The following is a 13,210-nucleotide window of genomic DNA, read 5'->3' on the forward strand; positions in this document are numbered from 1 at the left end:
TTATTATACCACAGTAGATATTTTTTTAATAAATAATTACTGGTCTTGATTAGTTTATCCTAATGCCTTAAAATAAATCGAGAGGTGTAAAATGAAATTATTAGAAGAAAGAATTATTAAAGACGGAAGAATTTTAGATGGAAATATTGTAAAGGTAGATTCATTTTTAAATCACCAACTTGACATAAAATTTTTAGATGAGCTTGCTGCAGAAATGGCATCCTATTTTAAAGATAAAAAAATAAATAAAATCCTTACAATTGAGGCAAGCGGCATTGCCCTTGCCACTGTTGCATCAAAACATTTTGACGATGCCATGGTAGTCTTTTGTAAAAAACAAAAAACTTTAAACATTGGCGACGATGTCTATGAATCAAAGGTTGAATCCTTTACTACAAAGAAAAATTATACAATTACAATTTCTAAAAGATTTTTGTCTCCTGAAGACAATTTACTTATAATCGATGACTTTTTGGCTGAAGGAAATGCCCTAAAGGGACTAATTGATGTTGCAAATCAATCAGGTGCAACTATATCTGGAGTATCAGTTGCCATAGAAAAGGGCTTCCAAGAAGGCGGCAAAATTATAAGGGATATGGGCTACGATTTACTTTCCCTTGCTATTATTGATTCAATTGAAGAGGGAAAAATAAGCTTTAGATAAATTTTTAAATTTTAAAAAATATTTTATGAAAAAAAATTGCCGAGAAGAAATCTTCTCGGCTTTTATCATTTTATTAAGTTCTTTAAAATTATTTATTTGCAATTTCTATTAGTGAAGACTTTAAGTTTTCTTCAATCTTTCTTAGCTCAAGTGATGCTTCTTCACGCTTCTTGTGTCCTTCAATTTGAATTTGACGAACTTCATTTAGGGCAGATATAAGTTGATCATTGGTGTGCTTAATTGTGTCAATGTCGACTATACCTCTTTCAGAAAGTCTTGCAGTATCAACTGTAGTTTGCTTTAGTGTCTCTGCATTTTTCTTCAAAAGTTTATTAGTTAAATCAGTTACTTCCTTGGTGCTCTTGGCAGCTTCCTTTGAGTGATTTGCACCTAGAGCAATTACCATTTGAGACTTCCAAAGTGGAATTGTATTTACAATCGTTGATTGAATTTTTTCAACCATAACTGTATTTGATGATTGCACCATTCTAATTTGTGGCGCCATTTGAATTGAAACCATTCTAGTTAAGTCCAAATCGTGAAGTTTTTTCTCAAACCTGCTAATCATATTTACATAATCATTTGCCACTTGTGCATCTACAGGTAGGTTTGTCTCCTGTGCCCTTGCTTGAAGTTTTGGAAGTTCAACATTTGCTGCTTCTTCCAATTTTTTTCTGCCAGCAAGTATGTACATGCTAAGTTCCTTGTAATAATTTTCATTTAGTTCATACATCTGGTCCAGCATAGCGATGTCTTTCATGAGAGTGACTTGATGGTCTTCAAGTGCCTTTATAATGTTGTTTACATTTTTTTCTGCAGAATCGTATTTTGTCTTTAAAGAAGTGACATTATTAAGTTGTTTTTTGAAAAATCCAACTATTTTGTTGTCATCTTCATCGACATCAAAGCTCTTTAGTTCATTTACTACGCCAGAGAGCAAATCGCCAACTTCGCCAAGGTCTTTAGTCTTGACACTTTCAAGAGTTTTTTCTGAAAAGTTAGAAATTTTTCTCTGTGCCCCAATTCCGTATTGCAAAACTATATTTGAATTTGTTATGTCAATTGTCTTGGCAAATTCCTCAACTTGTTTTTCTTCTTCAGGACTTAATCTCACTTCATTTTTTTCGTCAACTAATTTTATTTCATGCACTTCATTATCTTTATTTAGATCTTCGAAATCATCTGTTAAGGATAATTTTATTTCTTTATCCATTTTATTTTCCTCCTAAATTAAAGTTATCTTGGTCTAAAAGTCCTTCTTGTCTAAGCATTGATTTTAAAACACTCATGTCACTTGAAAGGTCCATGATTTTTTCTTGGTAAATATTATCTAACATTTTCATAAATCCATCATTTACTAAATCCATAGTTTGCTCCATTGATTTTAAGGATGATTTTACTGAATCTGTTGGTTTTTCACTTAGGTCGATGTAATTATCCATGAGTTTTACTGTAGTTGGCAAGTAAAAATTTATGACCTTGTCTAAATCCTTTGCTGTATTTGGATTTTCCTTTAAAAGTTCAAAAATTTTCCCAACTATTTGTAAAAATTCACTTATCTTAGCTTTCATTGGCTCTCTAAGTTTTGGAGTCATTTCTGTTAAAGCTGTGACATCTCTTTTTGCCCTAGATAAATATTCTTCTACAAGAGCATTACTTTCCTTTTCCTCTAGCTCCTCATACCTTTCCTTGGGGTCGCGAAGCATTTCTTCCTTGTAGAGCTTATAGGTATTGGAATCTAAAATAAAAAGTTCGCCATTTTCTACAATTCGAGCTTGTCTGTAATAGTCCTTTTCAATCATATTTAAGAGATCATTTATTGTAAAATCAATTGGCTTTGCAGTTATAGCAGCAAGGTCAGCTGTTGGTATAACAGTGTTATTTCCAATTTCACGATTGTACTTTCTAAATCTAATTATTTGATCCTTATCTTTTTTTACTCTGTAATTTAGATAAAAAGAAATTACAAGGGCAGGTAGTACCCAGAAAATTAAAGCTGGGAGATCTTCTCTTACAGACCCGTAAGTATCAAACATATCCATAAGAAAACCAAATAAAGCAAAAAGATGTACCACTATTGAGGCTTTTGCGACAAAGCCCCAAGTCTTCACTCTTTTAATAGTTTTTGGGTTTTGATTTATAATTCTGTCGTCATTTTGCACGCTGTAGGGCAAATCCACCTTGTTTTTATTTATAAATTTGTTGAGAGATGACCTAGTTACATCAATGGCAGTGTCAATCCCCTCGCCAATTAAATCGCCAATCTCTTTAAAATTTTCTTCTCTAAAAGCAGTATTAATTTTTTCTTCAAAATTTTTTTCATTTTCACTTTTTCTCATAATTCACCTCAAAAACCTATGACAATACCTCCAATGTCTGCGTATCCAGAGGAAAGACCATTAGTGTGTCTCACGTGAACTATTGCACCTTGGTATAGTTCTTCAATTTTATCTTTAATTTGCTCTGCACGCTCTTTGTTCTTGACATAGGAAATTGTAATAAGATTTGGGGCGCCTGCTTTGCATTCACTTCCAATTGCCTTAATCATCTTATCAAGAGATTTTTTTATTCCGCGATTGATCTCAAATAGCTCAATATCTCCATCCTTTGAAATCATAATAGGTCTAATATTTAAGACATTGGCAATGAGACCAGCAGACTTTTTTATTCTTCCGTTTTTTATTAAATTTTTCATGCTTTCAAGGACAAACATAGTTGTAGAATTGTTGACTTCACTTTCAATGGCAGGCACAACTTCTTCAAAGCTTTTATCCTTAACTAAATCTAAAAGTTTTAAAACCACTCTTGTGTGCCCTGCTGAGGCAGCCTTTGTGTCAATTACATGAATTTTTATGTCCTTAAACTTTTCCCTTGCTTCCTGTTCTGCAATTTTGGCAGAATTGTAAGAGCCGGATAATTTTGAGGAAATTGTAAGAATATAAAGGTCCTTGTCAGAATTTTCTTCAATAATTTTTAAATAATCATAGGGTGATGGACAAGCTGTCTTTATTGCATTTTCTGTCTTTTCCATTTTATCCAAGTATTCTTCCATGTTTAAATTGTCATCATCTTCATACTCAACGCCGTCAATAGAAATTTTAAAGGGTACATATTCAATTCCCAATTCTTTTACTTCTTCTTTTGATAAATCACAACTTGTATCTGATATTATTTTGTACATTATATGCTCCTAATTCAATTTCTCTTCAATAATTTTTACTAGTTTATCAGCATCTTGTGAAAGTTTATAAGTGTCTTCGCCTTCAATCATAACGCGAACAAGAGCTTCTGTACCAGATGGTCTAATTACAACTCTACCACTTCCGTGATAAGCTTCTTCCACTTCTCTTATTGCCTTAATTATATCAGGAAATTCTTCGTATCTATTTTTTAATTCGTCTCTAACCCTTGCATTTTTTAAAACTTGTGGATAGTCCTTCATAAGTCCATTTAATTCTGACAATTTTTTGCCAGTTTTTTTCATAATTTCTAAAAGGTGTATTCCCGTTGCAAGTCCGTCACCAGTTGTATTGTAGTCAAGGAAGATGACATGGCCAGATTGTTCTGCCCCAATTATATAATCATCCTTTAACATCCTTTCCAAAATGTATCTGTCCCCAACTTTTGTTTCTATAAAATCAACGTCTATGGATTCAAGGTATTTTTTTAAGCCCATATTTGACATTATAGTCCCAACAGCTGCATTATTATTAAGTTTATTATTTTCCTTTAAGTAAGTTGCAGCAATTGCCAAGATGTGGTCGCCATCTACAACCTTTCCCTCTTCGTCAACAGCAATAATCCTGTCGGCATCTCCGTCAAAACTCATGCCAATATGAGAGTTCTCTTTTTTTACAAGTTCTTCAATTAATTTTGGGTTTGTTGAGCCGCACTTATCGTTGATATTTTTGCCATTGGGCTCATTATTTATAATTTTTACCCTTGCTCCATAGGATTTTAAAACTTCTTCTGCTATAAAGGATTGAGCGCCATTTCCCGCATCTACTGCAACTTCAAATCCATCAAATCTCTCATCAGTAAGTTCCTTTAAGTAAGAAATGTATTTTTCTGTAAATTCATGAGACCTATTTACTCTTCCCACTTGGTCTCCCGTTACATCTTTGTAAATTTTTGTAGTGGAAAGAACTTTTTCTTCAATGTCATCTTCGAGACTGTCGTCAAGCTTAAGTCCATCGCTAGAGAAAAACTTTATGCCATTGTATTCAAAGGGATTGTGTGATGCAGATATAGAAACTCCGCAAAGGTAGTCCCCAGTTCTTGTTAAATATGCAACTCCTGGTGTAGGAATCACTCCAGCCACATCTACATCAAGTCCAAGGCTCATAAATCCTACAATAAGAGCAGATTCTACTAAGTCGCCTGAAAGTCTTGTATCTCTTCCAACTAAAACTTTTCCCTTTTTATTTTTTGTAAGTACAAAGGCAGCTGCCCTTCCAATATCGTAGCATAGTTTTGGAGTTAGTTTTTGATTGGCAATGCCACGAACTCCATCTGTTCCAAATAATCTTGTCATTTTATCACCTGTAATTTTTATCTATATAATCTATTAAGTAATCTCTCTTGTTTTTCTCTGGGTCATCTAAAACTAAGTTTTCAAGATCTTTTAAGATTTTCCCAATGATCTTGCCTTCTTTAAAACCCAAAGCCTTAATGTCATTTCCATTTATCTCTAAAAACTTTTCAGTTTTCATTTCTTTTTCGTCTAATAGTTCTTTTACCCTATTTTTTCTCTTTATAATAAAGCTTGCATCTCTATCAATTCTAGTGCACTTGCAATCGGCAATTAAAAGGTCGTAGAGGTCCAATACATTATCTCTTCCCACTCTTTTTATCTGCCTTCTCAGTGCCTTATCTGTCATTTCGCTGTGAACCTTCATGTGGTCTAGAATTAAAATTTTTACCTTATCAATAATTTTGTTGGAGACTCTGTATCTCTTTAAAATTTCAGAAACTAAATCTGCTCCCAAAACTTCGTGACCGTAAAAGTGTCCCCTGCCATCTTCGCCAATGGAAAGTGTGTCAACCTTTGATATGTCGTGAAAAAGCCCCGCAAGTCTAAGAGCTAAGTCCGGTTTTACTTCGTCCATTACACAAACTAAGTGGTCAAAGAGAGTTTTGTCGTGGTAGGGAGAAAATTGTGAGAAGCCAACTGTCCTCTTTAGCTCTGGAAAAATTACATCGAGAACTCCCGTCTCGTCCATTAAAAGTAGATAGTAAGAAGGTCTTTCTGATGTTATCATCTTTGAAAATTCATCAAAAATTCTTTCTGGGGAAATTCTTTTAAGGAGTTTTCTTTCAAAGGAAATTGCATCGAAAAGTTCATCTTCAATATAAAAATCAAACCTACCTGCAAACCTAATTGCCCTTAAAATTCTAATGGCATCTTCTTTTATTCTTTCATTGGGCCTTCCAACAGCCCTTAAAATTTTATCATCTAAGTCCTTTTTTCCGCCAAAGGGATCGTAAAGCTCTCCACTTGAATCCATAGCCATGGCATTTATTGTGAAGTCTCGCCTTTTCAAATCTTCTCTTAAACTTTTTGAAAAAGTTACATTTTCTGGCTTTCTAAAATTTAAATACTTGCCATCAATCCTAAAAGTCGTGACCTCGTAAAGAGTTCCATTTATTAAAACACCAACTGTGCCAAACTCTTCGCCTATTAATATAGTTTTAAAATCTTTAAAAACTCTTTTTATTTCCTGAGGCTTTGCAGAAGTTGTTATGTCATAATCGTGAGGATGAAGACCCAAAAGTTTGTCCCTGACGCAACCTCCTACAATGTAGGCGTCAAAGCCTTCCTCATTTAGTTTATTTAAAATAAATAGCACTTCTATTGGCATTCTATCACCCTTTTTATTATATCATATTGTCCTTAATTTAAAATTATATAATTCTTCTTCAGCTTATTTATGGTATAATTAACTAAATTGGAGGTAGCTATGAAAAAATTATTAATTGTTTTAGTATCTTTAACTTTGGCACTTAGTCTAGCAGGCTGTGGCAAAAAAAGTGCTAAGGCAGAAAAAACTAATGACGCAAAAATATCTTCTGTTGCTGTAGAAAAAGAAGCTAGCGAAGAAGAAATTACTACATCAAACTTTGACAAGGAAGCTGTTAATGAACTGATTAAAAACTCTGATTACATATCAAGGGTTAGAATTTCAACATCAACAGCAGAAGGCATGAACACTTCTTTCTTAAAGGACTATAAGGGCGACTTATCACAAATTGAAGTAAGCCTTCCTAAGACTCTCACACCAAACAAAGAATATATTGTCTTCTTTAAGGACGATGACAAGGGTGAAGTTTCACCTACAGAAAGAGATGGAGCTTTCATTGAGCTTCAAGGTGACAAGGACTCTAATTTAATTTATATTGAGAAGCAATTTGATCCAAACTCTTACACATCTTCAATATAAGGGTAAACAAGGAGGAAAAATTAAATGAAAAAATTTAAATCGATTATATTTTCATTAGTTTTATTGATATTTATTAGCTCAAGTGTCTTTGCAGCAAGGACACCATCAATTGAATATAATGGAAAAATTATTAAATCAGATGTTGCACCCTTTATTCAAAATGACAGAACCATGGTTCCCATTAGGTTTATTTCTGAAACACTAGGTTATGAGGTAGGCTGGAATAATGATGCAAGACTTGTTACTGTTAAGGGCAAGGACACTTCCATTGAATTAAAAATTGATTCAAAAAAGGCAACGGTTAATGGAAAAGATCTTGAACTTGATGCACCAGCTATTATAAAAAGCGAACGCACTTTTGTTCCCCTAAGATTTGTTGCTGAAAATTTGAAGGCTGAAGTTAAGTGGGACAATGACAACTTTAAGGTAATTATTAAGGACTCAGCAAATTCTTCAATACTAGATTTGTCAACTGATGAAGAAATATATGTAAAGGAAATTAAAAATTTGCAAAATGATTTGACTAAATCTATTGTCAATTTAAAATCAAGTTTCTTTGAAAATGCAGCAAAACTTTCTGATGCAGATTTAAATGCTGCCTACGACAGAGCAGATTCTGAAATTAGAAATACTGTTGATAAGATTAAGAATATGAGCGTGCCAGATAAATTTAAAAATTCTCACGATTACACTGTAAGGGCAAGCGAAAAGGCACTAGAAATTTTGCCTGGCCTTAAGGAATCTATTATGACTAAAAATGAAGATTCTGCCAAAAAATTTATTATTGAACTAAATGATTTCCAAGTTAAGATGCAAGAGGCTAAGGATGCCTTTGAGGCTGCTCTTAAGGGTCAAACTTACAACCCTCAAAAGGACATCCAAGTTTACAACGACGAAAAGAAAAAACAAGATAGCACAAGTAATTTATTACAAGATGAAACTTTGAAAAATATTTTTAAGAAAATCTAATTATTTTGAGTTTATTTAGAAAATTTATATTTAAATAAGATTAATAAATTAGGACAAGAAAAATCCCCTCAAGCCTGAGGGGAAATTTTTTGTCCTTTTTATTTTTTAACTTTAATAAATTTTAATTTTTTAAGCTGGCAGCTTTCTTTAAATAGCCTCTGTTGTATTTATCTTCGCCTTGTTCCATGTTTCTCTTGGCTTGTGAAAGCATTAGTTTAATTCTGTTAAATTGATTTACTTCTGATGCTGAAGCGTCATAGTCAATTGGAATAATATTTGCCCTTTCGTAGGAATTTCTTATTGCCTTTATGACGCCCTTGCCTGTGATGTGATTTGGAAGACAGCCAAAGGGTTGGACGCAGACAATATTTTCCACGCCAGACTCAATTAGTTCCACCATTTCGCCAGTCAAAAGCCATCCTTCACCATATTGGTTTCCAAGGTCAACATACTTTTCTGCATAGTCAATTATCTCTTCAATTTTTTCAGGAACTATAAACCTTGTAGGTTCAAGTGCCAATCTAATATGCTTTCTGTAGGATTCAATGTAGGAAATTCCCATTTCACATACAAAGGCAGTAAGTCTTGACTTTGAAAGTTTATCAGCCTTTGCCCTTGCGTTCTTAAAGGAATACATCATAAAATCTGTCAAATCAGGAATAACAACTTCTGCTCCTTCCTTTTCAAGAAGTTCTGCCACATGATTGTTGGCGGCTGGGTCATATTTTACTAAGATTTCTCCAACTATTCCAACCTTTGGTTTCTTTTCATTTGTTATTTCAAGTCTATTAAATTCTCCAATCATCTTGTTAATGTTGGATATAAAAGTTTTCTTGCTGTAATTTAAGTCTTCTGATGTGGTAATGTCAATCCATCTGTCGCACAAAATATTTGCTGAACCCTTTATAACCTCATAAGGTCTTGTTGCTTGAGTAAGTCGCATTATGAGATCTGCGTAAAGCATTCCTTGAATTAATTTTCTGCCAATTCTAACTAATTGTTTTTTGTCAAATTCAAGACCTGTGTGCTTTTCAATTCCTTGGAAGGAAAGTCCAATTACTGGCACATGACCGTAACCTGCATCCTTTAATGCCTTTCTAATAAAGCCAACATAGTTTGATGCCCTACAAGCGCCACCCGTTTGACTCATAAGTAGAGCCAAGCGGTTTGTGTCATACTTGCCAGACTTTACTGCATCCATAAATTGTCCAACTACAAAAATTGATGGATAACAAGCATCGTTATTTACATATTTTAAGCCTTCGTTGACAACCTTGTGACCAGAATCTTCTAGGAGTTCAATATTTATTCCCTCATGTCTTAGGATTGGTTCAAAAATGCTAAAGTGAAGCGGAGACATTTGCGGCATTAAAATTGTATAGTCTTCCTTCATTTCCTTTGTAAACATTACTGGATCATCATCTAATAGTCCTTCAAGTTCAGCGTCTATTTTTTCAAATTCTCTCTTTTCTGCTGCTTCAATTAAGGACCTAATTCTAATTTTTACGGCACCTAAATTTGAAACTTCATCAATTTTTAGGGCAGTATAAATCTTGTTGTAGGACTCTAAAATATGTTGAACTTGGTCAGTTGTAACTGCATCAATTCCGCAACCAAAGGAGTTAAGTTGAACAAGCTCTAAGTTTTCATGTTCTCCCACAAATTTTGCCGCCCTGTAAAGTCTTGAGTGATAATTCCATTGGTCTAGGACTCTAAGTCTTGAGTCGATTTCAACATTTCTTGCAATTCCATCTTCAGAAATTACAGCAAGACCTAGGCTTGTAATAAGTTCTGGTATGCCGTGATTTATTTCGGGGTCAATGTGATAAGGCCTACCTGATAAAACTATTGCCCTTTGATTTTTTTTAGTCACTTCTTCTAAGATTCTGTTGCCTTCATTTAAGACATCAAGTCTATACCTATCTTGCTCTTCATAGGCTGCACGGACAGCTTTTTTCACTTCGTCCTTAGGGATGAAGTCGAAGACATCAGAAAGTCTCTTCTCAAGTTTTTTTCTGTCGTCAAAGGAAATAAAGGGATTCATAAACTTTACTTTTCCATCAATTATTGCATCCACATTATTTTTTATAACTTCAGAATAACCTGCAACTACAGGACAGTTTAATGTGTTGTCTGCCTTTTCAAATTGCTTTTCTTCATAAAATACTGCTGGGTAAAATATAAAGTCAATTCCCTTTTCTATTAGGTCTTCTATGTGACCGTGAGAAATTTTTGCAGGATAGCAAGCAGTTTCACTGGTAATTGTCTCTATTCCCTTTTCGTAAATTTCTCTCGATGATTTACTTGAAAGGACTACTGAATATCCAAGCTCTGTGAAAAATGTATGCCAGAAGGGATAGTTTTCATAAATATTTAGAACTCTAGGTATGCCCACTAGACCACGCTTAGCTTCCCTTTCTGAGAGTGACTTATAGTCAAAGACTCTTTCATATTTGTAGCGGAACATATTTGGCAGCTCATCTTCTTTATTTCTTAAGCGACCTGCTCCCTTTTCGCACCTGTTCCCTGTAATGTATCTCTTTCCATTGGGAAATACATTTACAGAAAGGGCACAATTATTTGTGCATTGTCTACAATTTGTTGAAATAGATTTATATTCAAATTTTTCTAATTCTTCCTCAGATATTAAATTAGATTTACCTGTGGATTTTTCTTTAGAAATAAGTGCCATTCCAAGTGCACCCATTAGCCCTGCAATGTCAGGTCTTGTTACATTGACGCCAGTTAAATTTTCAAAAGCTCTTAAAACTGCATCAGACAAAAAAGTTCCGCCTTGAACTACTATGTGTTCGCCCAAGTCCTTAGGATCTCTAATTTTTATTACCTTTTGAATGGCATTTCTAATTACAGAGTAGGCAAGTCCTGCAGAAATATCTGGCACTGATGCCCCTTCCTTTTGGGCTTGCTTTACATTGGAATTCATAAAGACTGTGCAGCGTGAACCTAAATCTACTGGTTCTCTTGATAGTGTTGCCTCTTTGGCAAATTCTTCTGCCGTCATATTTACTGAATGAGCAAAAGTTTCAAGGAAGGATCCACAGCCGGCAGAGCAAGCTTCATTTAGAAGTATTGATTCTATTACGCCATTTCTAATTTTCATGGACTTCATGTCTTGTCCGCCAATGTCTAAAATAAAGTCAACTTCTGGGTCAAAATATTTGGCAGCAGTAAAGTGAGCTATGGTTTCAACTTCTCCAAAGTCTAAGTTAAGTGCAGCCTTTAAAAACTCTTCCCCATAACCAGTTGTGCCACAGCCAGCAAAATATGCCTTGTCATTTTTTTCTTTATAAATTTCTTTTAAGTTTTCAATGGCAATGTCAAGGGGATTGCCCTTGTTTGATCCATAAAAACTGTAAAGGAGTTCATTTTTATCAGAGATTGCAACAAGTTTTGATGTCGTTGAGCCTGAGTCTATGCCCAAATAAATTGGTCCCTCATAAGTTTTTAAATCCACTTTTTTAAGTGACTTAGTCTTATGTCTTTCACGAAAGTCTATGACTTCTTCATCACTTGTGAAAAGTGGCGGCATTACATCACTTTCCTTGATGTTTATGTCGGCACTTTTATTTACGCGATTAAATAGTTCCACAAAGGAAATTGGCTTTGAATCAAAACTAGAAAGAGCCGCTCCCAGAGCCACAAATATTTGTGAATTTTCTGGTGAAATTATTTCGTCTTCACTTAAATTTAAAGTTTCAACAAATCTTTCTTTTAGCATTGGCAAAAAGTGAAGGGGCCCACCTAAAAAGGCTACATTTCCCCTAATTGGTCTGCCACAAGCAAGGTTTGAAATAGTTTGGTTGACAACTGATTGGAAGACAGAAATTGCTATGTCAGACTTGCTGGCACCTTGATTAATAAGTGCTTGCACATCAGTCTTGGCAAAAACACCACAGCGAGATGCTATAGGATATATTTTTTCATAATCCTTTGCCATTTCATTTAAGCCAGAAGCATCAGTTTGAAGAAGAGAAGCCATTTGATCTATAAAGGCACCAGTACCTCCAGCACAAATACTGTTCATTCTCTGTTCAACAGACCCTCTTAAGTAAGTAATTTTAGAGTCTTCGCCACCAAGTTCAATGGCAACATCAGTTTTTGGAATGAAACAAGATATTGCCTCCCTTCCTGCCACAACTTCTTGGATAAAGTCTATATCTAAAAATTTGTGGACAGAAAGACCACCACTTCCAGTTACATTTACAGTAACTGTCTCATATTTAAAGTCCTTATAAACTTCATTGATGACATCCTTTACAGTTTTTCTAACATCAGAATAATGTCTTCTATAAGTCTTATACAAGATATTTAATTTTTCATCTAATATTACAAGTTTTACAGTAGTGGAACCAACATCTAATCCCATATGAATTAGCATACTCTACTTCTCCTTTCAAATTAAAAGCAAATTGAGTATAATTTCTAATACTTCATTTAAAATAATTTATTTTAATTTTATTAATCTTTTATTAACTAAAATTTAATGAAAAATAATTATTGCACTTTCAGTGCCTTAATTCAATATTTTTTTAAATAAAGTTTGATATTTATTATAAAAATATTAAACATTTCTTAACTTTTCGTTTATATCTATTATAACCGAAATTGTGAACTTATAGTGAAATATTTACTTAATTTCAAAAATTTTACAATAAAAAAAGAGAAAACACAGTTCTCTCTTTAAAAACAAATATAGTTTAAAAATAAAAAAAGATAGGCAGGAAACCTATCTTTCTTTTAAGTAATTAGTCTTCAGGATTTGGAGCGCCAACTGGGCAAACAGCTGCACAGCTACCGCAATCGATACATTGAGCTTCGTCAATTGTATAGATATCTCCTTCAGAAATACATCCTACTGGACATTCTGGTTGACATGCACCACAAGCGATGCAAGAATCGTTAATTACATATGCCATTTAATTTACCTCCATAAAATTATACCAAAATTTATGAATTTTTATATTCATAATGTTCTGACATAATAGTAACATAATAATTTTAATTTTTCAATAATTATTGTTATTTTTTTATGATGAAATTTTATTAATTTTATTAAAAATAATAAAATTTCTCTATTTTATAAGCTTTTGTGACATTTTTTTAATTCCAAAACCTT

The 13,210-nt window shown here is 33.6% G+C and carries 10 protein-coding genes; 3 read left to right on the top strand and 7 right to left on the bottom strand.

What is annotated here, in order from left to right; all coding sequences use genetic code 11:
- The first annotated feature begins 91 nt into the window (after window positions 1-91).
- The gene (locus tag HGPG_RS03120; RefSeq protein ID WP_019124602.1) at window positions 92-664 is read left to right on the top strand and encodes a xanthine phosphoribosyltransferase; all 573 of its coding nucleotides are present in this window, start codon (window positions 92-94) and stop codon (window positions 662-664) included.
- Between the two features lie 88 nt (window positions 665-752).
- Here HGPG_RS03120 and HGPG_RS03125 read toward each other — a convergent pair whose 3' ends face one another.
- Genes HGPG_RS03125 through HGPG_RS03145 form a run of 5 tightly spaced genes read right to left on the bottom strand, consistent with a single transcriptional unit; the run spans window position 753 to window position 6,525 of the window.
- On the bottom strand, window positions 753-1,877 hold the full coding sequence (locus HGPG_RS03125; RefSeq protein ID WP_019124603.1) for a toxic anion resistance protein: 1,125 nt from the start codon (window positions 1,875-1,877) through the stop codon (window positions 753-755).
- Between the two features lies 1 nt (window position 1,878).
- Window positions 1,879-3,003, bottom strand: a complete 1,125-nt coding sequence (locus HGPG_RS03130) for a 5-bromo-4-chloroindolyl phosphate hydrolysis family protein (protein WP_019124604.1) — start codon at window positions 3,001-3,003, stop codon at window positions 1,879-1,881.
- 8 nt (window positions 3,004-3,011) lie between these two features.
- Window positions 3,012-3,845: a DegV family protein gene (locus HGPG_RS03135; protein WP_019124605.1), complete on the bottom strand. Its 834-nt coding sequence runs from the start codon at window positions 3,843-3,845 to the stop codon at window positions 3,012-3,014.
- A gap of 9 nt (window positions 3,846-3,854) precedes the next feature.
- The gene (glmM, locus tag HGPG_RS03140) at window positions 3,855-5,198 is read right to left on the bottom strand and encodes a phosphoglucosamine mutase (protein ID WP_019124606.1); all 1,344 of its coding nucleotides are present in this window, start codon (window positions 5,196-5,198) and stop codon (window positions 3,855-3,857) included.
- Window positions 5,199-5,202: 4 nt separating this feature from the next.
- On the bottom strand, window positions 5,203-6,525 hold the full coding sequence (locus HGPG_RS03145; protein ID WP_019124607.1) for a CCA tRNA nucleotidyltransferase: 1,323 nt from the start codon (window positions 6,523-6,525) through the stop codon (window positions 5,203-5,205).
- 99 nt (window positions 6,526-6,624) lie between these two features.
- Between HGPG_RS03145 and HGPG_RS03150 the strand changes: the two genes are divergently transcribed.
- Entirely contained in the window at window positions 6,625-7,104 is a 480-nt protein-coding gene (locus tag HGPG_RS03150; protein ID WP_019124608.1) for a hypothetical protein, read from the top strand.
- A gap of 24 nt (window positions 7,105-7,128) precedes the next feature.
- Complete coding sequence (locus tag HGPG_RS03155) at window positions 7,129-8,073, top strand: copper amine oxidase N-terminal domain-containing protein (RefSeq protein WP_019124609.1); 945 nt, start codon at window positions 7,129-7,131, stop codon at window positions 8,071-8,073.
- 121 nt (window positions 8,074-8,194) lie between these two features.
- Here the strand turns inward: HGPG_RS03155 and HGPG_RS03160 are convergent, their stop codons facing one another.
- Window positions 8,195-12,472 (bottom strand): 2-hydroxyacyl-CoA dehydratase, encoded by a 4,278-nt coding sequence (locus HGPG_RS03160; protein WP_019124610.1) that lies wholly within the window; start codon window positions 12,470-12,472, stop codon window positions 8,195-8,197.
- 367 nt (window positions 12,473-12,839) lie between these two features.
- Entirely contained in the window at window positions 12,840-13,010 is a 171-nt protein-coding gene (locus HGPG_RS03165; RefSeq protein WP_019124611.1) for a 4Fe-4S ferredoxin, read from the bottom strand.
- Between the last annotated feature and the right edge of the window lie 200 nt (window positions 13,011-13,210).

The sequence above is a fragment of the Peptoniphilus grossensis ph5 genome (genome assembly GCF_000311825.1).
In the GTDB taxonomy this organism is placed as follows: domain Bacteria; phylum Bacillota; class Clostridia; order Tissierellales; family Peptoniphilaceae; genus Peptoniphilus_A; species Peptoniphilus_A hominis.

Bases quoted from the DNA above. Each gene is read 5' to 3' on its own strand.
- HGPG_RS03150 (WP_019124608.1), top strand. From the start codon at position 6,625: ATGAAAAAATTATTAATTGTTTTAGTATCTTTAACTTTGGCACTTAGT.
- HGPG_RS03120 (WP_019124602.1), top strand. From the start codon at position 92: ATGAAATTATTAGAAGAAAGAATTATTAAAGACGGAAGAATTTTAGAT.
- HGPG_RS03130 (WP_019124604.1), bottom strand. From the start codon at position 3,003: ATGAGAAAAAGTGAAAATGAAAAAAATTTTGAAGAAAAAATTAATACT.
- glmM (WP_019124606.1), bottom strand. From the start codon at position 5,198: ATGACAAGATTATTTGGAACAGATGGAGTTCGTGGCATTGCCAATCAA.
- HGPG_RS03155 (WP_019124609.1), top strand. From the start codon at position 7,129: ATGAAAAAATTTAAATCGATTATATTTTCATTAGTTTTATTGATATTT.
- HGPG_RS03125 (WP_019124603.1), bottom strand. From the start codon at position 1,877: ATGGATAAAGAAATAAAATTATCCTTAACAGATGATTTCGAAGATCTA.
- HGPG_RS03165 (WP_019124611.1), bottom strand. From the start codon at position 13,010: ATGGCATATGTAATTAACGATTCTTGCATCGCTTGTGGTGCATGTCAA.
- HGPG_RS03145 (WP_019124607.1), bottom strand. From the start codon at position 6,525: ATGCCAATAGAAGTGCTATTTATTTTAAATAAACTAAATGAGGAAGGC.
- HGPG_RS03135 (WP_019124605.1), bottom strand. From the start codon at position 3,845: ATGTACAAAATAATATCAGATACAAGTTGTGATTTATCAAAAGAAGAA.
- HGPG_RS03160 (WP_019124610.1), bottom strand. From the start codon at position 12,472: ATGCTAATTCATATGGGATTAGATGTTGGTTCCACTACTGTAAAACTT.